The 26,132-nt window shown below is 73.0% G+C and carries 26 protein-coding genes; 10 read left to right on the top strand and 16 right to left on the bottom strand.

Annotation, left to right across the window (positions count from 1 at the left end; all coding sequences use genetic code 11):
* Positions 1-10: 10 nt before the first annotated feature.
* Entirely contained in the window at positions 11-496 is a 486-nt protein-coding gene (locus ACYQ77_RS00235; RefSeq protein WP_459706194.1) for a methylated-DNA--[protein]-cysteine S-methyltransferase, read from the bottom strand.
* A 110-nt stretch (positions 497-606) separates the two neighbouring features.
* Here ACYQ77_RS00235 and ACYQ77_RS00230 point away from each other — a divergent pair, with 110 nt between their 5' ends.
* The 3 genes from ACYQ77_RS00230 (at position 607) to ACYQ77_RS00220 (ending at position 3,228) form a co-directional block, all read left to right on the top strand.
* Positions 607-1,347: an isocitrate lyase/PEP mutase family protein gene (locus tag ACYQ77_RS00230; protein ID WP_459706192.1), complete on the top strand. Its 741-nt coding sequence runs from the start codon at positions 607-609 to the stop codon at positions 1,345-1,347.
* Positions 1,348-1,700: 353 nt separating this feature from the next.
* Entirely contained in the window at positions 1,701-2,069 is a 369-nt protein-coding gene (locus tag ACYQ77_RS00225; protein ID WP_459706190.1) for a hypothetical protein, read from the top strand.
* Positions 2,070-2,466: 397 nt separating this feature from the next.
* Positions 2,467-3,228 carry a hypothetical protein gene (locus ACYQ77_RS00220; RefSeq protein WP_459706188.1) on the top strand — a complete coding sequence of 254 codons (762 nt, stop codon included), beginning with the start codon at positions 2,467-2,469 and terminating at the stop codon, positions 3,226-3,228.
* Here ACYQ77_RS00220 and ACYQ77_RS00215 read toward each other — a convergent pair.
* The 5 genes from ACYQ77_RS00215 to ACYQ77_RS00195 all read right to left on the bottom strand — a co-directional run bounded on the left by ACYQ77_RS00215 (position 3,225) and on the right by ACYQ77_RS00195 (position 6,688).
* Positions 3,225-3,710 (bottom strand): DUF6328 family protein, encoded by a 486-nt coding sequence (locus tag ACYQ77_RS00215; RefSeq protein WP_459706186.1) that lies wholly within the window; start codon positions 3,708-3,710, stop codon positions 3,225-3,227. The two genes, ACYQ77_RS00220 and ACYQ77_RS00215, sit on opposite strands and share 4 nt — an antisense overlap.
* Positions 3,711-3,719: 9 nt before the next feature.
* A complete protein-coding gene (locus tag ACYQ77_RS00210) occupies positions 3,720-4,601 on the bottom strand; it encodes a DUF1266 domain-containing protein (RefSeq protein WP_459706185.1) in 882 nt (293 codons plus the stop codon).
* Positions 4,598-5,476, bottom strand: a complete 879-nt coding sequence (locus ACYQ77_RS00205) for a DUF1266 domain-containing protein (RefSeq protein ID WP_459706183.1) — start codon at positions 5,474-5,476, stop codon at positions 4,598-4,600. The genes ACYQ77_RS00210 and ACYQ77_RS00205 overlap by 4 nt, the downstream gene beginning before the upstream one ends.
* A gap of 1 nt (position 5,477) precedes the next feature.
* Positions 5,478-5,975: a hypothetical protein gene (locus ACYQ77_RS00200; RefSeq protein ID WP_459706181.1), complete on the bottom strand. Its 498-nt coding sequence runs from the start codon at positions 5,973-5,975 to the stop codon at positions 5,478-5,480.
* A gap of 65 nt (positions 5,976-6,040) precedes the next feature.
* Positions 6,041-6,688 carry a TetR/AcrR family transcriptional regulator gene (locus tag ACYQ77_RS00195; protein WP_459706179.1) on the bottom strand — a complete coding sequence of 216 codons (648 nt, stop codon included), beginning with the start codon at positions 6,686-6,688 and terminating at the stop codon, positions 6,041-6,043.
* Between the two features lie 170 nt (positions 6,689-6,858).
* Here ACYQ77_RS00195 and ACYQ77_RS00190 point away from each other — a divergent pair, with 170 nt between their 5' ends.
* On the top strand, positions 6,859-7,443 hold the full coding sequence (locus tag ACYQ77_RS00190; RefSeq protein ID WP_459706177.1) for a TetR/AcrR family transcriptional regulator: 585 nt from the start codon (positions 6,859-6,861) through the stop codon (positions 7,441-7,443).
* Here the strand turns inward: ACYQ77_RS00190 and ACYQ77_RS00185 are convergent.
* Positions 7,429-7,935 carry a hypothetical protein gene (locus ACYQ77_RS00185; RefSeq protein ID WP_459706175.1) on the bottom strand — a complete coding sequence of 169 codons (507 nt, stop codon included), beginning with the start codon at positions 7,933-7,935 and terminating at the stop codon, positions 7,429-7,431. The two genes, ACYQ77_RS00190 and ACYQ77_RS00185, sit on opposite strands and share 15 nt — an antisense overlap.
* A 43-nt stretch (positions 7,936-7,978) precedes the next feature.
* Here ACYQ77_RS00185 and ACYQ77_RS00180 point away from each other — a divergent pair, with 43 nt between their 5' ends.
* The gene (locus ACYQ77_RS00180) at positions 7,979-10,315 is read left to right on the top strand and encodes a serine/threonine-protein kinase (RefSeq protein ID WP_459706173.1); all 2,337 of its coding nucleotides are present in this window, start codon (positions 7,979-7,981) and stop codon (positions 10,313-10,315) included.
* Here the strand turns inward: ACYQ77_RS00180 and ACYQ77_RS00175 are convergent.
* From ACYQ77_RS00175 to ACYQ77_RS00160, 4 genes are all read right to left on the bottom strand, one after another.
* A complete protein-coding gene (locus ACYQ77_RS00175; RefSeq protein WP_459706171.1) occupies positions 10,312-10,803 on the bottom strand; it encodes a signal peptidase II in 492 nt (163 codons plus the stop codon). The genes ACYQ77_RS00180 and ACYQ77_RS00175 overlap by 4 nt on opposite strands.
* Before the next feature lie 146 nt (positions 10,804-10,949).
* A complete protein-coding gene (locus tag ACYQ77_RS00170) occupies positions 10,950-11,744 on the bottom strand; it encodes an FHA domain-containing protein (protein ID WP_459706169.1) in 795 nt (264 codons plus the stop codon).
* Positions 11,741-12,550, bottom strand: a complete 810-nt coding sequence (locus ACYQ77_RS00165) for an FHA domain-containing protein (RefSeq protein ID WP_459706167.1) — start codon at positions 12,548-12,550, stop codon at positions 11,741-11,743. The genes ACYQ77_RS00170 and ACYQ77_RS00165 overlap by 4 nt, the downstream gene beginning before the upstream one ends.
* A 35-nt stretch (positions 12,551-12,585) precedes the next feature.
* A complete protein-coding gene (locus ACYQ77_RS00160; RefSeq protein WP_459706165.1) occupies positions 12,586-13,104 on the bottom strand; it encodes an ArsR family transcriptional regulator in 519 nt (172 codons plus the stop codon).
* A 42-nt stretch (positions 13,105-13,146) separates the two neighbouring features.
* On the opposite strand from ACYQ77_RS00160, the gene ACYQ77_RS00155 reads away from it, so the two are divergent.
* Genes ACYQ77_RS00155 through dusB form a run of 3 tightly spaced genes read left to right on the top strand, consistent with a single transcriptional unit; the run spans position 13,147 to position 18,021 of the window.
* Positions 13,147-14,346, top strand: a complete 1,200-nt coding sequence (locus tag ACYQ77_RS00155; RefSeq protein WP_459706163.1) for an MFS transporter — start codon at positions 13,147-13,149, stop codon at positions 14,344-14,346.
* A gap of 10 nt (positions 14,347-14,356) precedes the next feature.
* Positions 14,357-16,840 carry a DEAD/DEAH box helicase gene (locus ACYQ77_RS00150; RefSeq protein WP_459706161.1) on the top strand — a complete coding sequence of 828 codons (2,484 nt, stop codon included), beginning with the start codon at positions 14,357-14,359 and terminating at the stop codon, positions 16,838-16,840.
* A 44-nt stretch (positions 16,841-16,884) separates the two neighbouring features.
* Entirely contained in the window at positions 16,885-18,021 is a 1,137-nt protein-coding gene (dusB, locus tag ACYQ77_RS00145; RefSeq protein WP_459706159.1) for a tRNA dihydrouridine synthase DusB, read from the top strand.
* Here dusB and ACYQ77_RS00140 read toward each other — a convergent pair whose 3' ends face one another.
* Genes ACYQ77_RS00140 through ACYQ77_RS00130 form a run of 3 tightly spaced genes read right to left on the bottom strand, consistent with a single transcriptional unit; the run spans position 18,022 to position 21,268 of the window.
* Positions 18,022-20,100 (bottom strand): serine/threonine protein kinase, encoded by a 2,079-nt coding sequence (locus tag ACYQ77_RS00140; protein WP_459706157.1) that lies wholly within the window; start codon positions 20,098-20,100, stop codon positions 18,022-18,024.
* Positions 20,101-20,108: 8 nt separating this feature from the next.
* Complete coding sequence (locus ACYQ77_RS00135) at positions 20,109-20,687, bottom strand: hypothetical protein (RefSeq protein ID WP_459706156.1); 579 nt, start codon at positions 20,685-20,687, stop codon at positions 20,109-20,111.
* Positions 20,684-21,268: a hypothetical protein gene (locus tag ACYQ77_RS00130; RefSeq protein ID WP_459706154.1), complete on the bottom strand. Its 585-nt coding sequence runs from the start codon at positions 21,266-21,268 to the stop codon at positions 20,684-20,686. The genes ACYQ77_RS00135 and ACYQ77_RS00130 overlap by 4 nt, the downstream gene beginning before the upstream one ends.
* 142 nt (positions 21,269-21,410) lie before the next feature.
* Between ACYQ77_RS00130 and eccD the strand changes: the two genes are divergently transcribed.
* Together eccD and eccB are read left to right on the top strand one after the other, a co-directional pair.
* Positions 21,411-22,793 (top strand): type VII secretion integral membrane protein EccD, encoded by a 1,383-nt coding sequence (gene eccD, locus ACYQ77_RS00125; RefSeq protein ID WP_459706152.1) that lies wholly within the window; start codon positions 21,411-21,413, stop codon positions 22,791-22,793.
* A 1-nt stretch (position 22,794) separates the two neighbouring features.
* Positions 22,795-24,210 carry a type VII secretion protein EccB gene (gene eccB / locus ACYQ77_RS00120; RefSeq protein ID WP_459706150.1) on the top strand — a complete coding sequence of 472 codons (1,416 nt, stop codon included), beginning with the start codon at positions 22,795-22,797 and terminating at the stop codon, positions 24,208-24,210.
* Between the two features lie 159 nt (positions 24,211-24,369).
* Here eccB and ACYQ77_RS00115 read toward each other — a convergent pair whose 3' ends face one another.
* Both ACYQ77_RS00115 and ACYQ77_RS00110 read right to left on the bottom strand, forming a co-directional pair.
* Positions 24,370-25,830: a hypothetical protein gene (locus ACYQ77_RS00115; protein ID WP_459706148.1), complete on the bottom strand. Its 1,461-nt coding sequence runs from the start codon at positions 25,828-25,830 to the stop codon at positions 24,370-24,372.
* An 11-nt stretch (positions 25,831-25,841) separates the two neighbouring features.
* Positions 25,842-26,129 (bottom strand): hypothetical protein, encoded by a 288-nt coding sequence (locus ACYQ77_RS00110; RefSeq protein WP_459706146.1) that lies wholly within the window; start codon positions 26,127-26,129, stop codon positions 25,842-25,844.
* Positions 26,130-26,132 lie beyond the last annotated feature (3 nt).

Genomic DNA, 26,132 nt, shown 5'->3' with positions numbered 1-26,132 from the left:
CAACTCCTGGTTACAGGAGGACCGGGGTGCCCTTCTCGAACGCCAGCAGGTAGCGCTTGCGGGGCAGGCCGCCGCCATAGCCGGTGAGGTTGCCCGTCGAGCCGATGACGCGGTGGCACGGGACGATGATGCTGATCGGGTTCTTGCCGTTCGCGAGGCCGACCGCGCGCGCGGCCGTGGGGCGGCCGAGGCGTTCCGCCAGCTCGCCGTACGTGGTGGTCTCGCCGTACGGGATCGTCGTCAGTTCCGTCCACACGCGACGCTGGAACTCCGTGCCGTGGAAGGCGAGCGGCACGTCGAACTCCGTGAGGTCGCCCTCGAAGTACGCGATCAGCTGCTCGACGACGTCGTGGCAGATGCTGTCGTCGCGGAGGCCGAAGATCTCCTCGGCCGGGCGGTGCCGCTGTTCGTCCATGTACAAGCCGCACAGCACGCCGTCGCTCGCCACGAGTGTGAGCGGGCCGACGGGGCTGTCCATGACGGTGTGCGTGCGCATGGGACCACCGTGCCCGCTCACGCGCGTGGCCGCTGGCCGTTTTCGGACATCGACGTGGTCGTGTCCGAAAACGGCCGGAACCGTGGTGCCCGCGCTGGTGGAGTACCCGCATGACCTTTCGTGAACGCCACCTGAGCGGTGCGCCCCTCATCCTCCCCAACGCCTGGGACGCCGCCAGCGCACGGCTCGTCGAGCGGGCCGGCGCCGAGGCCGTCGCCACGACCAGCGCCGGGGTCGCGTGGAGCCTCGGCGTGCCGGACGGTGGCCACCTGAGCGCCGACGACGCGGTGGCCGCCGTCGCGCGGATCGTGCGTGCCGTCGACGTGCCCGTGACCGCCGACGTCGAGAGCGGGTACGGCGACGTGGCCGGGACGGTGCGGCGGATGCGGGACGCCGGCGTCGTCGGGATCAACATCGAGGACGGGGCGGACGCGGCGCCGGAGCGCATCGCGGCGGCGCGGGCCGCGGGCGGGGACCTGTTCGTGAACGCGCGGATCGACACGTTCCTGTTCTCGGTGGGCGGGATGGACGAGACGGTGGCGCGGGCGAAGGCGTACGTGGACGCCGGCGCGGACGGGGTGTTCGTGCCCGGCGTGCACGAACCGGAGGTGATCGCCGAGTTGGTGTCGCGGATCCCCGCGCCGCTGAACGTGATGGCCGGGCCGGGCGCGCCGTCGGTGGCCGCGCTCGCGGAACTGGGGGTGCGGCGGGTGAGCGTGGGGCCCGCGATCGCGGTGGCGGCGTACGCCCTCGTCGAGGCCGCCGCGGCGGAAATCCTGACCGCCGGGACGTACGACAAATCGGACGCGGCCCTGACGTTCGGTGACCTGAACGGCTATTTCGCTCACTGACCGAAGTTCCTGAATAAAACCAGCCGGTCGGTATTGACATACCGGCCGGTTGGTTTTGTACTTGTGACGTACGACACGACGTACGGACCAGGTCAGGAGGGGCGCCGCGACGCGGCGGCGCATTTCCGGTGGCGAACTCCATGCCGATTCCAGTGGCGGTCGTCCGCGCCGTGAAACTCTGAGAACGTGCCGGTTTCACCGGTGCGACATAAAAAACGGGGAACATCATGACAATCTCGATCACGAACCGGCCGGCGCCGGCGTGGCTACGAGAACTCGCCCACGGCCGTGCCGAATACGAAGAGTTACTCGGGTGGCCGGTCTCTGTGCAGGTGGGCAACAGGTTGCTCATCGTGGCGATCGGTCCGACCGTGGAGGCGGTGACGATGCCCGCGGGCTTGGGCAGGCGTGTCCAGGCGGAGCTGGCGATCGCGATGCAGTCGGGCCCCGTGGTGTCCGACCCGGACGGCGGCCGGTGGACTTTCCTGACGAAGCCCCTGGACCGGCTGCGGGCGAACACGGCGGCCGACCTCTCGCACATGCGGGTGACGGTGGCGCCGCACGGCAGTCACGTGGTGATCCCGGCGAGCCCGACGGTGACGACGGGGCTGGTGTGGCGGTGGGTGGAGCGGCCGGCGCCGGGGCGGGTGCTGCCGCCCGCGTACGCGGTGATCGCCGTGACCCGGCGGCTCGCGGAAGCCGACCACCTGCAGGCGGCCTGACCAGGCGAAACACAATCGTGCGGCCGGTGCCCAACCCCCACCCGATCCCGGGGGCCACCCGCCTTGCCAGTCTACCAGGTGGGGGTGACAGGACGGGAGGTTCGGGCGCTGGCTGTGGATAACCGGGGCGGCTGTGGACAAGTCGCGGCCTCCGGCCCCCGGTGTCCAGCGTAGGCGCGGGCACCGACAGTTCCGGGCGACGTGGTGGCGCCCTTGTGGACAGTCGTGTCCGTTTTGTGGGGTGGCGGTCGTTATGGGGCGACCGCCACCCCTTCTCGCGCGCCGGAACGATCCGCCGCCGGGCGGTGGGCAAACCTGGCAGACTCCGTGCGGAACCGCGGCGGCGGCTCGCGCATCTACGTTCCGAGATCCTGACCAGAGGCCCCCGGGGGAGTGCATGTCCGACATCGAGTACAGCTTCGGCACCGGAGAGGGCGACCCGAACGTCCACCACTCGGAGGCGAACGTCGACGTGGACGGTGACGGTGTCGCCGACGGCGTCGCGCTGGACTTCGACGGGGACGGGCGCGTCGACGACGTCATGTGGGACTCCGACGGGGACGGGGTCGCCGACACCGCGCTGCTCGACATGGACGACGACGGTGTCGCCGAGGACGCCTACAGCGACCCGTCCGGGGAGGGCACCTGGAACGAGCACGGCCAGGGCGGCAGCGCGCAGCCCGCGACCGAGGAGCCGGCGCCCGAGCCGCAGCCGTCACCGGGGCCCGCGGACACCGACGACGTGCCCGACCAGTCCGACCCGGTCGACCCCACCGACACGAGCGACACCGGGGACACCGGCGCCGAGGACAGCGGCGACGACACCGACAACGGCTACGAGCCCTACGGCGACGACGAGGACAACGCGGGCGGCGGCGAGCTGCCCGACGGCATGCCCGAGCCCGGCAGCGACGAGGACACGGGCGGCGACGCCGACGTGCCCATGCCGGACGGCGAGGACGGCAGCGACAGCGGCAGCGACGACGGCAGTGACGACGGCAGTGACGACGGCACCGACAGCGGCACCGACGGCTCCTCGGACTACGAGCCGCACGAGGACGAGGACGGCGACGCGACCGGCCTGTTCGACACCCTCGAGGACGCGCCCGACGTCGACCGCGACTCGATCAGCGAGTGGTACGACGACCTGATGACCTAGGAGTCCCCGTTGCCGTTGCGCCGGATGCGCAACGGCATCAGGAACCACAGCACCAGGAACATCACCGAGACCGCCACGGTGAACACCGTCGCCACCACGGGGCCCGCGACGACCTTGAACAGCAGCAGCACGGTCGCCGCCATCGCGACCGCGAGGCACGCGAGCCCGGCGACGGTCAGCCCGTTGGCGACGCGCAGGATGCGTGGCCGCTCGCCCTGGCGGAACAGCAGCCGGTGCCACGCGGCCGGTGCGGTCAGCAGCGCGACCGCCGCCGTCGCGAACACGACCGCGATCAGGTGCACGACCTGCTCGAACCCGGACGCCCGCGCGTAGTGCTCGGTGAACGCCACCGCCAGCAGGAAACCGAAGAGGAACTGCACGCCCGCCTGCGCCACCCTCAGCTCCTGCAGCAGCTCGCTCACGTTGCGGGCGAGCTGCTGGTCACGGGACTCGGACGTGTTCTCCGGGGACTCCACCGCCATTCCCCATGTTTACCTCGCGGTCGCCAGCCCGAAACCGCCGTGCAGCGGCACCCGCAGTGGGCTGACCGGGTCGTGCAGCAGCCGCTGGGCGGCCCGCAGGCGCCACCGGATCTCCGGCTCGTCGTCGTTCAGCATCGGGGGCAGCAGCTGCGCGGCGAGGACCGTCGACCAGCTCGGGTACCAGCGGACGGCCAGCTCACCCGCCCGCGCCAGGTACTCGAAGCCCTGCGTCCGCTGCAGCCAGTCCGCCGCGAGCGCCGTGCGGACGACGTGCACGCCCTCCGCCCAGTGGCACACCAGCAGCGACGGCACCAGCTCCCGCGGCCCCAGCACGCCCTCCCGCCGCAGCCGGTCCTCGGCGCGCGGGATGTCGGTGGCCAGTGAGAGCAGCGCCGTCCGCTCCCCGTACGGCAGGCCGCGGACGGTCGCGAACTCCTCCAGCGCGTGTGCCCACAGCTCGGGGCCGACTCGCATCCGGTGCCGCAGTGCCTCCTCGACGAGCGCGATCCCGGCGGCGGGCACCTCGGCCTCGCCGCCGAGCAGCGCACGCAACGCCCTCGGCACGGTCGCCCTGGCGGCGTCGGCGTCCTCCGCGTCCCTGCTGAGGAGCGCGCGGGCCTGCCGCCGCGTCCGCGCGTACGCGAGCCGGTCGACGGGTTCGCGGTGCGCGACGGCCCGCAGCGCGCCCACCCCCAGCGCGACCGCGAACGGGCCGGGTGCGGCGCCGGTGTACACCGGCCGGTCCGGCGCCGGCCTGCGCCGCTCACGCAGCTCCGCGTACTTGCGCCACGCGAGGCGGCCCGCGTACACCGCGTACCCGACGGCGATCGCGCCGATGACCACCAGCGCGAGCACGAACCGCCGCTCGGCGACGGTTTCGGGCCAGTTCACCCAGGCGTCCTGACGGGCCACGGGACCAGCCGGAACGGGCTGTCCGGCGCGTCGAGGAGCGTGCGGTGCGCCTCGCGGACGGTCACGTAGTGCACCGGGAAGTCCTCGTCGTCGAAGAACAGCATGCGGCCCAGCGCGAAGCCCGCCGACAGTTCGGCCCACGAGCGGTAGTGCCCGGCACACAGCTGCGCGACCCGGTGCACGACGTGCTCCGCCTGGCCGCGGTCGCAGTAGCCGGACCGCAGGCCCCAGCGGGCGAGGTTCACCGCGCGGCCCCAGTCGTAGGCGCGGACGCTCGACACGACACCGGTGATCAGGCCGTCCGCGCGGAAGCGCTCCTCGTAGCGGGAGATCCGGTCCGCGGCCGCCACGAGCCCGGCCACGCTGTGCACCGGGACGAGGCCCCGGCGCGCGGCGTCGTCGATGGCCATCCGCCAGCCCGCGTAGTCGGCCGCGCCTGCCTCGCGGCGGAGGTCGACGGCCACGTGCTCCAGGTCGTCGGTGCGCTCCGCCAGCTTCGCCTCGGTGACCTGCCGCCAGTCGTCGTGGTTGTACACGCCCCACATCTCGGCGAGGTTCTCCCGCAGCTCCAGCTTCGCGAAACCGGTGCCCTCCAGGTCGTTCCACGCGACGCCCTGGTTGACGGCCATGTGCGCGCCGCACGCGAGGCCGAACGCGATGGGGCCGTGCACCGGCGCCGAGGAGTCGGTCACGATGTCGCCTGCCCGGAAGACCTGCTTGATCCGCTTGGCTTTCGCCTTCACCTTGAACACGATCTGCAGCACCAGCACGAGGACCAGCACGGGCGCGCCGATCGCGACGGCCCAGAACGCGCCGCCCATCTGGGTCCGCAACTGCTCGATGACGTCACCCACGTCAGCGCACCCGGTCGCCGGGGACCGGGTAGATCCAGTCCTTGCCGTCGACGACGCAGTGCGCCACGTACGGCCGGTCCGGTCCCTTCGGGCTCGTCACCGCGACGAACACGTGCACGCCGGGGTGCGGGTCGCCGAGCGCTTCGATGGTGTGGTCGTTCGGGTCGTACGAACGCGGGTGCCAGTGCAGCGGCATGAGCGACGTGTACGACATGGACTCGTAGCGGATCGTCCCCAGCGGGAAGCGATCCGCCTGCGCGGCGAGGAGTTCACGGGTCGGCAGGTCGAGCGGGCCGTCCGTGGCGAACGCGAAGATCGCGTAGCCGAACGACTCGTGCGTCGCGAAGCGCAGCTCGACGGCGTCGTGGACCCCCTTGCGCTGCGCGGAACTCCAGACCGCGTGTGCCTTCTTCGCCTTGCCGCTCCGGAACATCCCCTTCATCACCGCCGCGAAGCCCGACGGGCTGTCGAACGACGCGGCGAGTGCCTGTGCGTTCACTTCTCTCCTCGATCAGTGCATGACTGGGAGACCCCCTCGGCTCAGGGGGCCTGTGGTGCATGGGTTCACGCGCCGGGGGCGCGCAGGCGGCCGACCGGCGGCGGGTCGTCGTCGACGAGCGCGCCGCACGGGCCGGGCAGGTCGAACATCGCGTAGACGCGGCGGCGCATCCGCTCCAGCGGGAAGGTGTCCTCGTAGACGGTCGCCTTGAAGACGACGCCCTCCAGCACGCTGCGGAGCGTGACCTCCTCGAGCGCCGGGTCGTCGGCGCCTCGGGCGGCGAACAGGTCGCGCAGCGTGTCCTCGATGGCACGCAGCTGGTCGTCCTTCTGCTGCTCCACGGCCGCGAACACGGGACGCGTCGACGGGTGGGTCATCAGGCTGATCGCCATCCGCTGCACCGGCATGCTCTCCGCCACCGCGCGCAGGACGCCGTCGATGATCGCGGCGAGGCGCTCGTCGGGAGTGCCGGTGACGCGGGTCAGCGCGGCGATGCCGTCGAGGTACCGGCCGAGCAGCTCGTGCGCCATTCGCTGCTTGCCCGGGAAGTAGTAGGTGATGAGACCCCGCGAGACCCCTGCTCTCGCGGTGATCTCGGAGATCGTCGCGTTGTGGTAGCCCTTCTCGGCGAACACGGCCAGCGCCGCGGCGAGGATCTTCTCGCGCGACTGCTCCCTGAGGTGCTCGTTGACCTCGGCCGATCGTGGCGACACGCGTTCTACCTCACCATTCGCGGCTCGCTTCGGCCAAATCCCCCTTCCTGACAGGACCCGTGCGCGGTTGACTGTACATCCGTCCAGTGAAACTGGGAAGTGTGAATGTGAGTTTTTCTCACACCGACTTGGGATTACGAGACGCGCGTACCGTATCATAGGGTCTGCGGGTGCAGAAAGAACCCGGGAGGGGCCGCCCCCGCATCGCCGAGCTGGACGAGCGGATCCTGTCCGCCACCCGGGAACTGCTGGCCGAGCACGGGTACCTCGGCCTGTCGATGGAGGCGGTGGCGAGGAAGGCGGCGGTCGGCAAGCAGACGCTGTACCGCCGCTGGCCACGCCGTCCCCTGCTCGTCTACGCGGCCTGGTTCGGCGGGCGGGAGCAGACCGAGACGTGGCTGCCCGACACCGGCAACCTCGCCGACGACCTCGCGGCCGCGACCGCCGTGCAGCAGGCCGTGTTCACCGCACCCGGCGCCGTGGAGCTGGTGAGCGGGCTCGTCGCCGACTGCCTGGCAGAACCGGCGCTGATGGCCGAGCTGCGGGCCCGCATGATGCGCCCGGACCTCGAGGTGGCGGAGACCATGTTCACCCGCGCCGTCGACCGCGGCGAGCTGCCCGGCGACACCGACGCCGGTGCGCTCGCCCAGATCCTCGCCGGCGCGATGTTCGCCCACCACGTCCTGTACGGCGGCGGGCTGCCCGGCTTCGACCGGGTGCTGGCCGCCGTGATGGCAGGTTCAGGACGGCGGTGACATCCGCAGGACCGCCACCCCGTCCACCGTGTACAGCGCGGTGATGGTGAAACCGTTGACCGTGGCGGTCGACTCGAAGCCCGGATCGGCGTACACGGACACGGACACCGTGCCGCCGCCCACCGCCGTGCCGGACAGCTGGGCGCCGTTCACACCGTCCACTCTGGTCAGGTTCAGCTCCACCAGGCCCGTCTTCGGGTCGAACGGGATCGTCACCGGCGCACGCAGCACCACCTCGCACGTCCCGTCGTAGCAGGCCTTCACGTCCGAGCCGTCGGCGGCGGGCGGGATGTCCTCGTTCGCCGGTGGCGGCGGCTCGGCCGTGCCGCTGCCGGACGGGCCGGGCGCGGTCACCGACGGGTCCGAGTCCACGATCTGCCCGGTGCCGATCGGCGACCCGGCGACCTCGTTCGTGCACGCGGCGAGGAGCAGCGACAGCGCTGAAACGGCGGCTGAGACGGCGCCGGAGCGCCTGGCATCATGAATCGGCACGGCGGGTCCAGTCCTTCTCGGGGGGAGTTTCTGGTTGGACGACATGACCGACGACCAGTTTCCCAGCCAGCCGGAGCTGGCCGGGCAACTTCCCCGGTTCCGGCTGATCCGGAAGCTGTCGGAGACGCGGATGAGCGTCATCTACCTGGCGGAGGAGAAGCACCTCGGCGACCGGCCGGTCGCGCTCAAGGTCATCGCGCCCGCGCTCGCGTACGAGCCGTCGTTCCGCGAGCGGTTCCGCAGGGAGATGCTGTCGGCCGCGAACCTCAGCCACCCCAACATCGTCCCGCTCTACTCGGCGCCTGCCGACGACGAGCTGCTCTACCTGGTCATGCCGTACATCGACGGCCCGAACCTGCGCGACCTGCTCAAGGCGGGCCCGCCGGACCTCACGTGGACCGTCCACATGATCCAGTCGGTGGCCTCGGCGCTGGACTTCGCGCACGCGGCCGGGGTCGTGCACCGGGACGTCAAGCCAGGCAACATCCTCGTGGAGCGCCGGTCGGGCCGGGTCCTGTTGTGCGACTTCGGGATCGCGGCGCCCGCGCTCGGCGAACGGCTCACCGAGGTCGGCCGCCGCGTCGGCACACCCGGCTACCTCGCGCCGGAGCTGATCCCCGGCGGTGCGGCCGAACCGGCGCCCGTCGACCCGCGCGCGGACGTGTACTCGCTCGGTGTCGTGCTGTACCAGTGCCTCACTGGCCGCGCGCCGTACGTGCACTCGGACACCAGCGCGCTGCTGTGGGCGCAGCGGCACGAGGACCCGCCGCCGGTGACCGCGGTGCGCCCGGAACTGCCCGCTGCGCTGGACAGGGTGATCGCGACCGCGCTCGCGAAGCGGCCCGCGGACCGGTACGCGTCGTGCACCGAGCTGGCGACGGACTTCGCCAACGCGGTCAACGGCGGCCCGGTGCGCGGGGCACGCAGGCGCAGGCCACCGCGTCGGCCGGGGCGGTGGAAGCCGGTCGCCGCGATCGCCGCCGCGGTCGCGGTCGTCGCCGCCACCGTGGTGGTCGTGGTGCAGCTGACGGGCGGCACCTCCAGCGCCAGCCCGGTCTTCCGGGTCCCGCCGCCGCTGCGCGGGGACTGCGACCCGGTGTCCCCCGCGCTCGCGGGCGGCGAGGACGCGCTGGACTGCCGCGACGGCGACCAGCACGTGCGGTTCACCCTCTTCGCCGACCGGCCGGCGATGGACAACGCGTACGCCGGGCTGGTGCGGGACGCCGGCGTCCCGCGCGACCGCGGCGACTGCACGGTCTCGACCGGCGCGGAACACCGCTATCCCAACGGGGGCAACCAGGTCGGCCGTGTCCTGTGCTACACGGACGGCGGCACGACCCGTCTCGTGTGGACGGACGACGGGCAGCGCACGGTCGCGCAGGCGGAGCTCCGCGAGGCGGACGACCAGCGGCTCGTCGACGCGTGGCGGGGCTGGGTCGGCATCCCGCCGTTCCCGACCGCCGCGGAGCAGTCGCTGATCGACCTGGTGGAGCTGCAGCGGTGCGAACGCACGCAGGCGGGCACGCTCGCCACGTTCCGCGACCTCGAGGCGGCCATCGACTGCGACCCGGTCAACGACGGCGCGGCCGCCGTGTCCTACTACCGGTTCAGCGACCTCGACGCGTTGCGCCGCACGTACGACCAGCACGTCGACGAGGCGAACGCGCCGACCGGCGTGGACTGCACCGCCGATCCCGTCCCGGCGAACTTCCTCGGCAACCGCCCGTTCGACCTGCGCAGCGTCGACCTCGGCTCGATGCTCTGCTACCAGGGCGCGCGGGGCGAAGCGGTGCTGGAGTGGACCGTCGAGCCGTTGCGGCTGATGGTGCGGGCGACCGGCAGCGGCGCGCCCGCGGACCTCGTGGACTGGTGGGAGCGGACGTACGGGCTGCCGCTGGCGAAGGTCGTCGACGCGGCGAACCGGACGGCGTCGCCGTCGTTCCCGCAGCCCGCCGAGGCCGAGCTGCTGCGGCACGTCCCGGAGAACACGCGCAAGAACTGCATGCGCCCGTCGCGGGGGCAGGTCGAGACGAACGAGGCGGCGGCGAGCACCGCCGCCGTGGTGTGCGGGCCGTCGCCGGGCGCGCGGATCGTCTTCTACTACCAGTTCCCCGACAAGGCGACCATGGACGCCGCGCACGTCGCGCAGTCCACGGTGAGCGGCGGCAACTGCCTGGCGAGCCCGCCGGGGTTCAGCGCGGACGCGCCGTACGCGCGGGGCGGGGACACCGGCAAGCTCATGTGCGGCACCGGTCCGCACGAGAACTTCTACCTGATCTGGACGTCGGACAAGACCAACATCCTCGGCCTCGCGTTCCAGGGCTACACGCGGGAGGACCTGATCACGTGGTGGCGGGACGGGGCCGGGCCCGCGCTCTAGTCGCGGGACTCGGCGGGTTCCGGCTGCCTTGCGGTGACGATGACCGCGAACACCGCGCCGACGGTCAGCGCGATGTCGGCGACGTTGCCGACGAACCAGCCGTGGTAGTCGATGAAGTCGACCACGTGCCCGCGCGCGAAGCCGGGGGCGCGGAACAGGCGGTCGCCCAGGTGCGTGGTCGCGCCGCCCAGCAGCAGCGAGAACGCGACGACCTGGCCTGCGGTGTGCGGGCGCGTGACGTACCAGAGCAGCCAGCCCGCGGCGACGGCCGCGATGATCGTGAAGAGCCACGTGGCGTTCTCGCCCATGGAGAACGCCGCGCCCGGGTTGTACAGCAGCCGGAACCGGATGAAGTCGCCGATGACCGGTACCGGTTCGCGCCCGGTGAGCGTGCGTTCCGCCCAGAACTTCGTGACCTGGTCGACGACCACCACGACGGCCGCGATCCCGAGGGCGAGCGGCACCCGGCGCGCTGAAGAGGCTCCCACCCGCCCCAGGGTAACCACCCGCCCGGCCCTCGCGAGTCACGCTCTCACGCACACCGAGTTGTACGTTTCGTGCACACCCCGCACCTGCACGAAACTGCCAACTCGGTGTGCACGAGAGCGTGACTCGCGGGGTTCGGGGGCGGGGGTCAGTCGGCATCCGTGGTCAGCAGGCGCAGGTCGGGTGGGCGGAGGGTGGCGGTCTGCAGGAGTTCCTGGATCAGCTGGTGGTTGACCATGTTGCCCGCGGGGTCACCCCAGTCCTCCAGGCGCAGGCCCTCGACGTACGGGCTGAGGCGTTCGCGGACCTTCAGGACCACGTTCGCGGCCTGCTTGTGCGTCCAGTCCGACCGGGTGCCCGCCGCCGCGTTCAGGTCGAGCGCGACCTGCTTCCACGACTGCGGCTGCGGGTGCGGCTCCTGCCGCAGGTAGCGCAGCGCGAGCGCGGTCAGCACGAGCCGTTCGGTCGGGTCGATCTCCCAGCTGTCCGGTGCGGCGGTCTCGGTCGGCTGGTCGGCGCCCGCCAGGGTGTCCTTGCGGCCCGCGCCGACGACCCGCACCTCCAGCAGGTGCTCGCGGCGGCTGGACGTGCGGATGAACAGCGGGCTGTAACCCTCGCCGAGCGGGATCTCGTTGCCGGACAGCAGGAACCGGGACTGCGGCAGCCGGATCGGCAGGCGGCCCTCGTTGCGCAGCCACCACTCGTCACCGTCGCGGGTGATGCGGCCCTGGAACCGGCTCATCCTCGGGTCGTCGGGGCCGATGCACACGTGCACGTCCGGCTCCTTGCGGCCGAACACCACCTCGAACCTCGGCCTCGGCGGCGCCGCGAACCCGCCACCGGCGGCGAGCACGAACAGGCTGCCCGGCGGCGCGGGTGGCACCCGGCCCGCGAGCCCGCCCGGGGACGGCGGCAGCGGCCGCGGCGGGAAGCTGTCGCTCATGGCCGCGCGTCTCCGTCGTCGGAGTCGATCGACCGCAGGTCCGGCGGCACGAGCGTGGTCGACAGCAGCAGCTCGCGCAGCAGGTTGTCGTTGAGCTTGTTGCCGACCGGCTCGCCGACCTCCTCGCGGGTCAGGCCGGGCACCCCCGCCTTGGACAGCCGTGCGCGCACGGCGGTGATCGTGTGCTCGACCTTGCGGGCGGTCCACGCGCCGGGCTCCAGCTCGTTGAGCTGGTCGGCGACCTGCTGGCGGCCCAGCGGCTGCGGGTCGGCCTCGTGGAGGAGGTAGCGCCGGCCGAGCGCGACGAGGACGAGGCGCTCCTCGGGGAGCAGCCGCCACGTGCGGGGCGGTTCGGTGACGTCACCCGGGCGCGGCGCTGGCCGGGCGCCGTCGTCGCCGGCGACGTACAGCTCCAGCAGGTGCTCGCGGCCACGCGTGCCCGGCACGAACAGCGGCGTGTACCCGGCGGCGAGCGGCAGCGACTCCTCGTCGGCGAACAGCCACTGCGAGCCGGGCAGCCGGATCGGCAGGCGGCCGGTGTTCCGCACCCACCAGCGGCCGTCCTGGCAGGTCAGCAGGCCGTGCTGGCGGCTGACGCGCCGGTCGTCCTCGCCGATGCAGACGTGCACCTCCGGCTTGTTGCGGCCGAACACGACCGTGCGGCCCTCGCGCGGGCCGACGGCGAACCCGCCGCCGATCGCCAGCGCGTAGATCGCGCCGGGGGCGGAGCGGGGCACCCCGAACGCCAGGCTGTCGTGGTTGCCCGACAGCGGCTGACCGTCGGCGAGCAGGGTGCTCCCGTCCATGCGACCTCCCCGGGTCCGTCCTTCGCGTCCCAGTATCAGTCCGGGTGCCCGGGACCGGTCCCCGGTGACATCTCGAACGCCATCAGGGTGGCCCCGATCGGTGTCGTGCCCGGGGTGCGTGGTGGCCGGGAGTGCTCGTGCAGCTCGTGCATGAGGTCGTGCAAACGTTTGCGGACGTCGAGCCACACCTCCGGGTCGAGCCACAGCTCGGCGTCGGTCACCACCATCTCCGAACCCGGCGCGCGCTGGGCGAGCCGCTGGCGCAGGTTGTTCACCATGGCCTCGGTGAGCAGCGGCGACGCGTCCGTGCGGTCGGACAGCGGGCTGCCCTTCACGGTCCGGTAGAGGCGCTCGCGACCGCCCCGCTTCGCGCGCACCTCCACCAGCTGGACCAGGCCCGCCCGGTCGAGGGTGCGCAGGTGCTGGCTCGCGAGGCCGTGGGAGATGCCCAGTTCGGCGGCCAGCGCGGCGGCGGACAGCGGGCCGCTCCACATGAGCGACAGCATCCGCAGCCTGGTCGGGTGCCCGAGGGCACGCAGCACGGGGTCTGCCATTGCCCGAGTATCGCACCCCCTAGCAGTTGCTAGGGTGTCGTCATGGACTTCCGCCGGCTGTGGCTGGCCGACGCGATCAGCCAGATCGGCACCCGGATGACGTTCCTGGCCGCGCCCCTGCTCGCGACGCTGTACCTGCACGCGTCGACGTTCGAGGTCGCGCTGGTGCGGACGTTCGAGTCGCTCGCCCACCTGCTGTTCGGGCTGCTCGCGGGCGCGTGGGTGGACCGGGTGCGGTGCAGGCCCGTGCTCGTCGCCACCGACCTCGGGCGGGCCGCGCTCATGCTGACCGTGCCCGCCGCCGCGCTGTTCGGGGTGCTCGCGCTCTGGCAGCTGTACGTGGTGATGTTCGCGGTCGGGCTGCTGACCGTGTTCTTCGACGTGGCGCACCAGTCGTACCTGCCGCGCCTGCTGCCACCGGCGAAGCTCGTGGACGCGAACGCCAAGCTCGCCGCGAACGCGTCGGTGGCCGCGCTGGCCGGGGCGGGTGCGGGCGGCTGGCTCGTGCAGCTGCTGACCGCGCCGTTCGTGTTCGTGGTGGACGCGCTGTCGATGGTGTGGTCGGCGCTGTGGGTGCGGTCGATCAAGCACCGCGAACCACCCGTGCCCCGGGCCCCCGACCGCCACCTGGGCCGGGAGATCAAGGAGGGCGTCCGGTTCGTGGCCACGCACCCGCTGCTGCGGCCCATCGCGCTGAACACCGCGACGGTCGTGCTGTGCCAGTCGGCGGGGATGGGCGTGAGCATCGTCTTCCTGGTGCGCGACATCGGGCTGTCCGCCGGGGTGATCGGGCTGCTCGGCGTGATCGGCCTGGTCGGCGCGCTGCTGGCGGCGGCGGTCACGCGCCCGCTCACGACCCGGTTCGGGCAGGTCAGGGCACTGGTGGCGGGCGCGGCCTGCATCGGGCCCGCATTCCTCGCGCAGGGGTTCACCACGCCCGGCTGGGGCCTGGCGTGGTGGGTGGTGAGCGGGTTCGTCGCGAGCTTCTGCATCGTGCTGACGAACGTCGTGACGGCGACGATCCGGCAGACGGTCTGCCCGCCCGCGCTGCTCGGCCGGGTCAACGCCACGATGGAGCTGACGATGTGGGGCGTCATGCCGCTGGGGAGCCTGCTCGGCGGTGTGCTCGGCACCGTGCTGGGCACCCGCGCGACGCTGCTGTGGTCGGGGGCGGTCGCCTGCCTCGGGGTGTCGTGGCTGGTCGCCGCGCGGCGGACCGGGATTGTCGGTGGCGCCGGATAGCTTGGCGGGCATGCAGTCAGCATTGCTGTCCGGTGTCGACATCTCCGGCCTCGAGGAGGCGGCCGGGCGGACGTCGTACGCGCGCGGGGTGCGGTACGCGCGGGACCGTGCCGTGGTGTCGTTGTGGTGGGACGACGACGCGAACGCGGTGCGGGGCACGGTGCGCGGCTCGTGGGGCGAGGTCTACGAGACCACCGCGTACTTCAGCTCCGGCCGCGGCCCGGCGCTGACGTTCGCGGAGGGCGAGTGCAGCTGCCCGGTGGGGATGGACTGCAAGCACGCCGTGGCCCTGGTGCTGACCGCGACCGGGCAGCCGGAGCGGCGTGCCGACGTCGGTGGCGAGCTGTGGTCGATGCTGCGGGCGGCCACCGAGGCCTGGCGCAACGGCCCGCCCAAGGTCTCGCCGCCCACGCTCGTGGTGCACGCCGCCTACGGCGAGGCGCACCGGCTGGAGGTGTCGTGGGCGTGGGAGTACCAGGTCGGTGAGCGGCTGGTGCGCAGCGTCCCCGGCGGGCAGGCCGAGCCGCACCGCGACCTGGCCGCCGAGTCGCGGCTGCTGGCCGACCTGGACGACCTGCCGCTGGACGGGTTCGGCCTGCGCCGCGGGCGGCGGCTGCAGCCGGGCCGGTTACGCGGCATCGAGACCATGCGGTTCACCACCGAGGTGCTGCCGCTGCTCGCCCGGCCCGGCGTGCTCGTCTCGGCCGACGGCGCACCCGCCGACTACCGCGAGGTCGGCGACTCGCTGACGATCGGCGTGTCCACGTCGGACCTGCCGGGCGACAACGACTGGTTCGGGCTCGGGGTGACCATCACCGTCGAGGGGCGCGAGGTGCCGTTCCTCGACGTGTTCGTCGCGCTGGCCAGGGACCGGTCGCACCTGCTGCTGCCCGACGGCGCGTACTTCTCGCTGGAGAAACCGGAGCTGCGGGCGCTGCGCAGGCTGATCGACGAGGCGCGGTCGCTGCACGAGGCGTCCGACGGGACGCTGCGGATCAGCCGCTACCAGGCGGGGCTGTGGGACGAGCTGACCCGGCTCGGGGTGGTCGAACGGCAGGCGTCGGCGTGGGAGCGGCAGGTGCAGGGCCTGCTGTCGCTGGACTCCGTGCGCAGGGCGGCCGTACCGTCGACCGTCCAGGCGACGCTGCGGCCGTACCAGGTGGACGGGTTCCAGTGGCTCGCGTTCCTGTGGGAGCACCGGCTCGGCGGCATCCTGGCCGACGACATGGGGCTGGGGAAGACGCTGCAGGCGCTGGCGCTGATCTGCCACGCGGCCGCGGACGAGCCGTTCCTGATCGTCGCGCCGACCAGCGTGGTGGGCAACTGGGTGGCGGAGGCGGCGCGGTTCGCACCGCACCTTCGGGTGGCCGCCGTGACGAAGCGGGGGCCGTTGCCCGTCGGCGCCGACGTGGTCGTGACCTCGTACGCGGTGCTGCGGCTCAACGTCGAGACGTACGCGGACGTGTCGTGGGCCGGGCTGATCATGGACGAGGCGCAGTACACCAAGAACCACCAGTCGAAGGTGTACCAGTGCCTGCGGCGGGTGCCCGCGCCGGTGAAGATCGCGATCACCGGCACGCCCATGGAGAACAACCTGATGGAGCTGTGGTCGCTGCTGTCGATCACCGCGCCGGGGCTGTTCCCCAGCCCGGCCAGGTTCAAGGACTACTACGCGCGCCCGATCGAGAAGGAGGACGACACGGCGCTGCTCGCGCAGCTGCGGCGGCGGGTGCGGCCGCTGATGAAGCGGCGGACGAAGGAGCAGGTGGCGAAGGACCTGCCGCCCAAGCTGGAGCAGGTGCTGGAGGTGGACCTGCACGCCAAGCACCGCAAGCTGTACCAGACGGTGCTGCAGCGGGAGCGGCAGAAGGTGCTGGGCCTGCTCGAGGACATGGACGCCAACCGGTTCTCGATCCTGCGGTCGCTGACATCGCTGCGGCGGCTGTGCCTGCACGCGGGGCTGGTCGACGCCGATCACGCCGACCTGCCGTCGGCGAAGGTGGACGCGCTGGTCGAGCAGCTGCGGGACGTGCTCGGCGGCGGGCACCGGGCGCTGGTGTTCAGCCAGTTCACCGGCTTCCTGGCGACCGTGCGTGCGCGGCTGGCGGCGGAGGGCGTCGAGTACTGCTACCTCGACGGCCGGACCAGGAACCGGGCCGAGGTGCTGGCCCGGTTCAAGGAGGGCACCGCGCCGGTGTTCCTGATCAGCCTCAAGGCCGGCGGGTTCGGGCTGAACCTGACGGAGGCCGACTACTGCTTCCTGCTGGACCCGTGGTGGAACCCGGCGGCCGAGGCGCAGGCCGTGGACCGGACGCACCGCATCGGCCAGCAGCGGACCGTGATGGTGTACCGGCTGATCGCGCGGGACACCGTCGAGGAGAAGGTGCTGGCGCTGCAGCGGCGCAAGGCGGCGCTGTTCAAGGGCGTCATGGACGACGGCGACCTGTTCAGCCCGGCGCTGACCGCGGAGGAGGTGCGTGAGCTGTTCGCGTGAACCCCCTCGGCGAGTGGCGCCGGCCACCGCTCACAATGGAGGGCATGGCAGCCCCGTCGACAGTGCAGACACCGCTGCGGATCGGCCAGTACCAGGTCGACCCGCCGGTGGTGCTCGCCCCGATGGCGGGGATCACGAACGTGGCGTTCCGGCGACTGTGCCGCGAGTACGGCGCGGGGCTGTACGTCTGCGAGATGATCACCGCGCGGGCGCTGGTCATCCGTGATCCCAAGACGTGGCACATGATGACCTTCGACCCGTCGGAGCACCCGCGGTCGGTGCAGCTGTACGGCGTCGACCCGGCCACCATGCGCGAGGCCGTGAAGATCATCGTGGGCGAGGGGCTCGCCGACCACATCGACACGAACTGGGGCTGCCCGGTCGTCAAGGTCACCCGCAAGGGCGGCGGCGCCGCGCTGCCGTACAAGCGGAAGCTGTTCGCGAACATCATCCGCGCGACCGTCGAGGCGGCTGGCGACATCCCGGTGACGGCGAAGTTCCGCATCGGCATCGACGACGAGCACCACACGTACCTGGACGCGGGCCGCATCGCGGAGGCGGAGGGCGCGAAGGCGGTGGCGCTGCACGCGCGGACGGCGGCGCAGCGCTACTCGGGCCAGGCGGACTGGACGCACATCGCGCGGCTGAAGGAAGCGGTCACGTCGATCCCCGTGCTGGGCAACGGCGACATCTTCACCGCCGCGGACGCGCTGGCCATGGTGGAGAAGACCGGCTGCGACGGTGTGGTGGTCGGCCGCGGCTGCCTGGGCCGCCCGTGGCTGTTCGGTGAGCTGCAGGCCGCGTTCGAGGGCCGCCCGCTGCCCACGCCGCCGAACCTCGGCGGGGTGGCTCATGTGCTCCGCCGCCACGCCGAACTCCTCGTCGAACACGACGGCGAGGAGAAGGGCATGCGTGACCTGCGCAAGCACATGGCGTGGTACTTCATGGGCTTCCCGGTGGGCAGCGCGCTGCGCCGCAAGTTCGCGATGGTCACCGCGCTGTCCGAGCTGGACGACTACCTGGGCGAGCTGGACCACGACGCCCCGTTCCCGACCACGGGCGAGGGCCCGCGCGGCCGCCAGGGCTCGCCGGGCAAGGTCACGCTGCCGTACGGCTGGCTGGACGACCCGGACGACCCGACCGTCCCCGCGGGCGCCGACATGATGCACTCGGGCGGCTGACTACTCCCGGCAGGTGGCGCCGCGCAGCGGCACGGGGTCGCTGGTGTAGACGCCGTCCCCGTCGGTCGCCTGCACCTGGAAGCAGTACCGGAGACCGGGCTCCACGTCGACGGTCATCGAGTGGTTCCGCTCGGCGAGCAACACCTTCGCCTCCCGCCCCTCAGCGGCGACGACCACCGCGAAGTCGAACTCCCGGGAGGCCGTCCAGGTGAGCCGCACCTTGTCGGTCAGATCGGTCGGCTCGGCGAGCTCCACCTCGACGTCCCCGGCGCCGCCTGCCGAGGGCACCTGCGGCGCCGTGGAGATCTCCTCGGGATCGCCGCGCAGGAGGAGCAGGGGCACCATCGCGAGCAGCGCGAGCAGCAGCGCCGCACCGGCGAGCAGGTCGTACCGGATCAGGCGCCCGCGCTTCTTCGGCTTGCCCGGCGAGACGGTGGTGAGCAGCTTGACGCCGGAGCGCCCGTGCTCGCGGGAGAGGTCACCGAAGTCGCTGAAGACGTCGTCGTCGCCGTAGGTGGCCGGGATGCGGTCGGTGGGCAGGAACTCGGGAGGCGCGGCAACGGGCGGCGGAGCGAGCGGCAACCGCTGCGGCCCCAGCACCACGGCGGGAGTGGCCGGGGGGACGGGCGGGCGCGGGGTGTCCGGTGCGGCGGTCGCAGGCAATGACACACCGGCAACCGGCGCGGGAACCACCGTTCCAGGGGTGGGAGAGGCCGGCTGCGTCACCCCCCGCGATGGCGTCGGCTCGATCACCGGCTCAGCGCCGGGAGAGGCGGCCTGCGCCGGCGCAACAGGCACCGACACCGGGGCGAGAACGTTGGCCGCGACCGGCGGCCTGGCTTCACCCGGTGCGTCCGGCGGGTTGCCAGGTTCCGTTGCGGGAACGGGAGACTCAGTCCCCAGAACAGCTTCAGGCACAACCGCATCCGCTGCCGGACCGGCCACAGGCTCGGCCGCCGAAACAGGCGCGCTCGGAGCCCCTGCCGGGTGGGCGGGTGCCGGGGCCGTGGTGGGAATCGGTGTCGCTGTCGTGGCCGGGCTGGGTGTCGCGGCGGGGAACGGCGGCACGAACGGACCCGTGGCCCGAGGGGTGCCGGGGTTCGCCGCCACTGGTGCTGTGGCGGGGAACGGCGTGCCCGGGGCTGGGCCTCCTGGCGGGAGCGGGGGGATCCGGGGCGCCGGGTAGTGGCCGCCGCCGAAGTCGTCGAAGGCGTCCTGTGGGGGCTGGGGCCGGTAGGCCGGGGTCGCGCGCGGTGGCTGTGGGGACGGGACGAAGTCGTCCCAGTCTTCTTGTGGGGGGTGGGGGGTGGTCGCGGGGAGCATGGTGGCCAGTTGCCGGGCCACGGTGGCGGCGTCCGGCGGGCGGCGCTCCGGGGTGGCGGACAGCAGCCTCGCCACCAAAGTGGACAGTCCGACCGGGACGTTGGGCACGGTCAGGGCCGGGACCGGTTCGCCCAGGATTCGTAGTACTCGTTCGCCTGGTTGTTCGCCGAGGCGGCCCGGGTGGGGGGAGCGGCCGGAGAGGGCGAAGTGGAGCACGGCGCCCAGGCCGTAGAGGTCGGTGCTCTCGTTCAGGGTGCCGCTGCGCAGCGACTCCGGTGGCAGGTACTCGATCGCGTGGAGGGGGTCCCTCGAGAACGCGTGGCGGAGGGTCACCCCGAAATCCGACAGCACCGGGTCGCCGGTGAAGCGGAAGAGGACGTTGCCCGGCGAGACACCGCCGTGGATGACGCCCGCGCTGTGGGCGGCCGCCAGCGCGGTGGCCATGGCGTGGCCCAGGACCACGACGTCGGTGGCCGCCAGCCTGCCGGTGCGTTCCATCAGGCGGGCCAGCGAGTGTGCGCACAGCTCCATCCACAGCGCCGACGCGCCACCATCGGCCTCGCCGACCGCCGTGACCTGGAGGATCGACGGGACGCGGCGGACGGTCGCGAGCTTCGCCTGTTCCTTGGTGAACGCCGACAACGTCCTCTTGTCGAAGCGCCTCGGGAACACCTTCAGCGCCATCGGGACCCCGCCGCGGTGTCCCGAGTAGACGGTCGCGACCGGGCCGTCGTCGATGCGGGTCAGCTCCCCCATGGCCCTGCTCATCCCTGTCGTGCCGTGTCCAGGTAGGCGCAGCTGTTCGCCAGCAACGGCCGGAGGTCGTCGAGCAGGTCGCCGACCAGGTCCGCCGCCGGGGTCGGGTCGCCCATCCCGGCACCCACCTTCGCACGTACCTCGCACGTGTGCCACAGGCTCGGGGCCAGCGCCGACCACTGCCACAGCTCGTAGCTGCCGCCGTCGAGCATGGCCACCGGGGGCTGGCCGGGGAGCCCGACCGCGTACGTCTCCGGCAGCTCCGGTGCGTTGCCGAGGCCGACCAGCAGCGGCTCAAGGCGATGGCCCTCGGCGAAAGCGACCTGGGTCTGCGGTGTCACCCTCGCCAGCAGGCCCGTCTCCGCCAGGCGGTCGACGACGGCCTCGGGGGAAGGCAGTTCCGCCTGTTCCGCCAGGGCGGTCACGTCCGCCTCCGTCCACGTGGTCGCGGCGCCTGCGCCGTGCGCGAGCACCCACACGCCGAACTCGTCGGGCGTCAGCGTCCGGTGTGCCAGGCCGACCCGCACGACGTGCACCCCGTCGGGGTGCCGCTCGCCGACGTAGTGGCCGATCGGGAAGACGTTCATCGGCCCTCGATCCGCACGTCGAAACACGCCACCCGCGCCGCGAGCAGCTGCGGCAGCGAGCCGAGCGCGCCGGTGAGCACCTGGTCCGGGTCCGTCTGCTCCGGCTCGGTCACGCCGGCGCGGACCGCGACCGACGCCAGTTCGCGGCACGCCCACCACAGGTCCGGCGACAGGTGCGCCCACTGCCACAGGTCGTACAGCGCACCGGTCATCGCCACCACCGGCTGGTACAGCAGGCCCGCCGAGAACAGGTACGGCTGCTCCTCGGTGTTGCCGAGCCCGAGCGCGAGCGGCACCAGCCGGTGCCGTTCCGCGAACTCGACCGCGGGCGCCGTCCGTGCCAGCAGCCGCCGTTCGAGCAGCTCGTCCACCACCGCGTCGCCGTGGGCGGCACGCAGCGCCCGCTCCTCGACGGCCGACACGCGGCCGTCGGCGTCCGCGGTGCCGTGGGCGGCGGCCCACACGGCGTACCGCGCGTCGTCCAGTTCGGCGAGCTCCGCGCCGACCCTGACCTGCCGCGTGCGGCCGCCTTCGCCGTCGTGGTGCTCGCCGAGGTCGTGGCCGACCGGCAACAACTCCACCGCGGCCTCCTCGCATGTCCGCTAGCTGCCGAGCCCGTTCCACGGGCCCTCTCGTCAGGTCATGGTAGGCAGGCCCCGCCGGACCGGTGGGCCCGTCGGCAGGAACCTGTCGCCGGAGGAGGAGCCCGTCAGGAAGAGCGACATGAACACCACAGGCCTGGTCCGGGTGACCGTCGCGGCGCCCGCACGCCGGATCGATCTCGCCCTGCCAGAACGCGCGCCGCTCGCGGAGCTGCTGCCCGCGCTGCTCGGCCACGCCGGTGAGGACCTCGCCGACACCGGTGCCCGGTCAGGCGGCTGGGTGCTGCGCCGCGCGGACGGCCGCGTGCTGGACCCGTCCCGCACGCTCGCCGCGCAGCGCGTCCGCGACGGCGAGGTCCTGCACCTCACCCCCGCCCACACCGACTGGCCGGAACTCGAGTACGACGACCTCGTCGACGCGATCGCCACCGGCTCGGCACGCACCGGCGCCGCGTGGGGACCCCGCCACACCAGGACCGCGGGGCTCGCGCTCGGCGCGCTCGCCGTCGTGCTGTGCCTCGCCGCCGTGCTGCGGGCAGGCCCGCCGTGGACCGGCCCCGCCTGGTGGTCCCTCGGGGTCGCCGGGGTGCTGCTGTCGGGCGCGCTGCTGCTCGCGCGGGCCGTCGGCGACACCGGGGCGGGCGCGGTGGCCGCCGGTGTCGCGCTGCCGTTCGCGTTCACCGGCGGTGGGCTCGTGTTCGCCGGTGACCGCGGCCTGTTCGACCTCGGCGCCGCGCACCTGCTCGGCGCCGGCGCGGCGCTGCTGCTGGCCGCGGTGGTCGCGCTGCTCGGGGTGGTCGACCGGGCCGCGTTGTTCGTGGGCGCCGCGACCGTCGGGGTGCTGGGGTCGATCGGCGGGTGGCTCGCGACCCTGGACGCGCTGGAGGGTTACGAGGCCGCCGCGATCGTCGCCGGGCTCGGCCTCGCGTTCTCGCCGGTGCTCGCGCCGCTGTCGATACGGCTCGCGCGGGTGCCGATGCCGGTGCTGCCGCGCGCGGCGGCCGACCTGCTGCGCGACGACCCGCAGCCGCCGAGGGCCGCCGTGTACGCGGCGGTCGTGCGTGCCGACGGGCTCCTCACCGGCATGGTCGGCGGGCTCGCGCTGGTCGTCGTGCCCTGCCAGGTGCTGCTGATCACCAGCGGCAGCACGGCCGGGCTGATCCTCGTGGTCCTGCTGACCGTCGGCTACCTGCTGCGGGCGCGGCTCTACCCCATCCTCCGGCAGCGCGTGCCGCTGCTGATCGCCGGGCTGACCGGCGCGGTCTGCCTCGCGCTCGGCCCGCTGATGGCCGACCGGGACGACCTGCTGTCGACGGCCGGGCCGATCCTGCTGGCCGCCGGCGCGCTCGCCGCCGTGCTGGGGGTCGTGCACAGCACCCGCGAGGCCAGCCCGTACCTGGGCCGGTACGCGGAGATCCTGGAGGTGCTGGTGGTGCTGGCGATCGTGCCGGTGATGTGCTCGGTGCTCGGCCTGTACGGCTACGTGCGCGGGCTGGGGGGCTGACGTGGCGTCCAAACGCGACCAGCTCCACGCCCACCAGTTCGTCGTCCAGCGGGTGATCTCGGCGCTGGTGACCAGGGAGAGCGACCCCGAGCAGCCCCCGTTCCGCAGGCCGGGCCACGCGGCCGTCGGCGGCATCGCGATCGCCGTGATCGCGCTGGCCGCGGTCGGGCTGTACGGCCTGATCAACCCCGGCGGCAAGGACGCGTGGCAGGACGGCAAGTCCGTCGTCGTCGAGAAGGAGACCGGGACCAGGTACGTCTACCTCGACGGCAGGCTGCACCCGGTCGAGAACTACACGTCCGCGCTGCTGGCGATCGGCAACCCGGCCGAGACCATGAGCGTCTCGCGGGACTCGCTGGTCGGCGTGCCGAGGGGCCCGCGGATCGGCATCCCGGACGCGCCGGACGCGCTGCCCGCCAAGGACCAGCTGCTGTCCGGCGCGTGGACGCTGTGCTCGAAACCGACGGAGGACCTCACGGGCGCGCTCGTGCCGAGGTCGGTGCTCCTGGTGGGCAGGCAGGGCCGCGGCGGCACGCGGCTCGAGGACGAGGCGGTGCTGGTGGACGTGCCGGAGACCGGTGACCGGTACCTCGTGCTGCGCGGCTACCGGCACCTGATCAGCGAGGAGGACGCGCTGGCCGTCGGTCTGGCGCTGCGTGCGAAGCCCGCCGTGCGGGTCAGCCCGGCCGTCATCGAGGCGATCCCGGCGGGCAGGCCGATCGCGCCGATCCCCGTGGCAGGCATGGGCAAGGCGGCGAAGGTGGTGCCGGGCAAGCTTGACATCCGGGCCGGGCAGCTGTTCGAGGTGGCGACCTCCCGGGGTGTCCAGTACTACCTGGCGGAAGTCGGGCAGCTGCGGCCCATCACCGAGCTGCAGTACGACATCCAGCGCGCCTACAAGGGCACGGCCGCGGCCTACCCGGGCAGTTCGCCGAGGGCGCTGCCGATGGGGCTGATCGAGGCGGGCAACGCGCCCCAGCCCGCGGCGACGCCCGCGAAGGCCGGTGACCCGCCGACCGAGCGGCCGGAGTTCGTGGACGGCGGCGACGCGGTGACGCTGTGCCTCGGGTTCGCCCCGGGCGCGGACGTGCCGACGGTGACGATGAACCCGGCGCTGCCCGCGATCGACGAGCTGACCGCGACCCCCATGCGCACGGACCGGGGCGCACCACTCGCGGACCGCGTGGTGGTGCCCGCCGGGCACGCCGTCGTCGTCGAGGCCACGCAGACGCGGGAGACGCCGCGCGGCACGTTGATGGTGGTGTCCGACCTCGGGGTCGCGTACCCGCTCGGCGAGCCGAAGGTGCTGGAGGTGCTCGGGTACGGCGGCGTGCGGCCGGTGCGCATGCCCCCCGGGCTCGTGGCCCGCATCCCCGTCGGCAGCGGGCTCTCGCACGCCGCGGCGCTGCAACGCTGACACGGCAACGGAAGCCGCCCCCGGGGAGCTTCCCGGGGGCGGTTTCTTGTTGTGTGGTCCTTCAGTCCTTTGTGCGCCGAGGGCCCCTTCGTCACACTGCATGCTGCGAAGGGCGCCTCCGAGGCGTCGTGCCTCGGAGGCGCCCTTCGCTTGGTGTGGTCAGTGCCGGCTGGCCGGGGTGCGCTGCTCCACCTGCCACAGGTCCTCGTCGATCAGCTGGACCGTGCTCGGGATGTCCGACTCCTCGGTCGTCCTGCGGTTGCGGGCGGCGAAGGCGTTCGGGTCGGCCTTGCCCGCCTTGCCGCTGAGCGGTCCGACCAGGCCCGGGGGCCGGCCGTCCCGGGCGCGGCCTCGGCCCGGGGCCGCCCGCTTCGCCGCGCCGGAACCCGGGGTGCCGCCACCGCCGCCGAGTCCCGCACCGGCGCCCGCGGCACCCATCGGCGGCATCATCGGTGGCATCGCCCCGCCCGCACCCGACGTGCCGCTCGCGGCTCCCAGCGCGGAGACGCTCGGGCCCGTGGCGGTCGGCATCTGGTTGACCGGTGTCGCGGACGCCGCGCCCGCGACGGGGATCGTGCCGCCGCCCGCGCCGCCGCTGCCCAGGCTCACGCCCGGCACGCGGATGCCACCACCACCGCCGATCGGCCGGCCACCGCCACCGCCGCCGATGCCGAGACCGCTCGCCGCGCCGGCCGGCGGGATCAGCGGCGGGATCAGCGGTGCGCCACCGCCCGGGATCGACGGGGTGCCGGGCAGCTGCGGCACGGTCGGGGGCGGGATCTGCGGCACGCTGCCGAGACCGCCGCTCAGCTGCGGGTCGGACGAGCCGGTCGGGCCGCCGCCACCGGTCGGACTGCCACCCGTGGGGCTGCCGGTCGGGCTGCCGGTCGGGCTGCCGGTCGGGCTGCCGGTGGGCGTGCCCGGCGGGGTGCCGGTGGGTGTGGTCTGCGGGTTCTGCTGCACCGGCGCCGTGGACTTCTCCATGTTCGGCGCCATGTTCTGCGGCCCGGTGTTGGTGGTGGGGGTGCTCGCCGGGCCGGTGCCGGTGCGGTTGTTCGGGCCGACCGGACCGGTGTCCTTGGTGGTGGGCGCCGCGTCCGACACGCCGCGCCACTCCGGGGCGCCGACGAGCTGCTGCATCGTCTGCGCGGACTCGTTGGCGGCCTTGCCGAGCTCGTTCATCGCCGCGCCGGCGACCCGCCGCCACTTCAGCTCGATGGCGCGGATCTGCTCGGCGTTGACACCGGCCTCGGCCGCGGCCTTCACCTCGTTGTTGTAGCCCTCCACCGCCTGCTGGACCTTGTCGTAGGTCGGCTTGATCAGCGCCGCGACCCGCTCGAGCGCCTGCGCGGGCCGGGCGGCGGTGACCCGCTTCTCCCAGTCGTCGAGGACCTTCTGGGTCTGCGCGGACTTCGCGAGGAACTGGGTGCCCACGTCGTCCTTGTCCCACTCGGCGTCCTTCGCCTTGTGCGTCGCGGCCAGGAAGTCCTTGGACACCTGGGGGAGCTCCTGGGCCGCCGCGTCCCACATCTTCGCCCGCTGCCGGAGCACCGCGTCGTTGCAGTACTCGCGGAGGATCAGCTGCGACTGTTGTGCCAGCGGCATCTGGGTGTAGTCCACGATCGGTCCTCTCAGCCCTGCGGCGTGATGCCGTCGAAGTGCATGCCGCCGTTGACGTCCGTCTGGTAGTAGTCCCGCACGGACCCGGTGACCTGGTTCTTGTAGGCCTGGAAACCCGCGTTGGCGTCGCGCGCGAACTTCTGGAACGCCGGGGTCACCTTGGCGTCCACCTGTGCCAGCGCGACCATCTCCGCCATCGCGCACTGCATGTTCGTGCCGCCGTTCACCTCACCGAACCCCGGTGGCGGCGTGTAGCCCGCCATCACGGTGGTGTTCATGGAGATGCCGTCGTATCCCATCTC

Source organism: Actinophytocola sp. KF-1, from assembly GCF_054661535.1.
The sequence above is the reverse complement of the archived record's forward strand: the minus strand, read 5'-3'. Positions and strand labels throughout refer to the sequence as shown.

Excerpts from the sequence above, each read along its gene's own strand:
- eccD (WP_459706152.1), top strand. The coding sequence starts at position 21,411 with ATGAACACCACAGGCCTGGTCCGGGTGACCGTCGCGGCGCCCGCACGC.
- ACYQ77_RS00230 (WP_459706192.1), top strand. The coding sequence starts at position 607 with ATGACCTTTCGTGAACGCCACCTGAGCGGTGCGCCCCTCATCCTCCCC.
- ACYQ77_RS00215 (WP_459706186.1), bottom strand. The coding sequence starts at position 3,710 with ATGGCGGTGGAGTCCCCGGAGAACACGTCCGAGTCCCGTGACCAGCAG.
- ACYQ77_RS00150 (WP_459706161.1), top strand. The coding sequence starts at position 14,357 with ATGCAGTCAGCATTGCTGTCCGGTGTCGACATCTCCGGCCTCGAGGAG.
- ACYQ77_RS00135 (WP_459706156.1), bottom strand. The coding sequence starts at position 20,687 with ATGAACGTCTTCCCGATCGGCCACTACGTCGGCGAGCGGCACCCCGAC.
- ACYQ77_RS00180 (WP_459706173.1), top strand. The coding sequence starts at position 7,979 with ATGACCGACGACCAGTTTCCCAGCCAGCCGGAGCTGGCCGGGCAACTT.
- ACYQ77_RS00160 (WP_459706165.1), bottom strand. The coding sequence starts at position 13,104 with ATGGCAGACCCCGTGCTGCGTGCCCTCGGGCACCCGACCAGGCTGCGG.
- ACYQ77_RS00170 (WP_459706169.1), bottom strand. The coding sequence starts at position 11,744 with ATGAGCGACAGCTTCCCGCCGCGGCCGCTGCCGCCGTCCCCGGGCGGG.
- ACYQ77_RS00140 (WP_459706157.1), bottom strand. The coding sequence starts at position 20,100 with ATGGGGGAGCTGACCCGCATCGACGACGGCCCGGTCGCGACCGTCTAC.
- dusB (WP_459706159.1), top strand. The coding sequence starts at position 16,885 with ATGGCAGCCCCGTCGACAGTGCAGACACCGCTGCGGATCGGCCAGTAC.
- ACYQ77_RS00235 (WP_459706194.1), bottom strand. The coding sequence starts at position 496 with ATGCGCACGCACACCGTCATGGACAGCCCCGTCGGCCCGCTCACACTC.
- ACYQ77_RS00165 (WP_459706167.1), bottom strand. The coding sequence starts at position 12,550 with ATGGACGGGAGCACCCTGCTCGCCGACGGTCAGCCGCTGTCGGGCAAC.
- ACYQ77_RS00110 (WP_459706146.1), bottom strand. The coding sequence starts at position 26,129 with ATGGGATACGACGGCATCTCCATGAACACCACCGTGATGGCGGGCTAC.
- ACYQ77_RS00220 (WP_459706188.1), top strand. The coding sequence starts at position 2,467 with ATGTCCGACATCGAGTACAGCTTCGGCACCGGAGAGGGCGACCCGAAC.
- ACYQ77_RS00155 (WP_459706163.1), top strand. The coding sequence starts at position 13,147 with ATGGACTTCCGCCGGCTGTGGCTGGCCGACGCGATCAGCCAGATCGGC.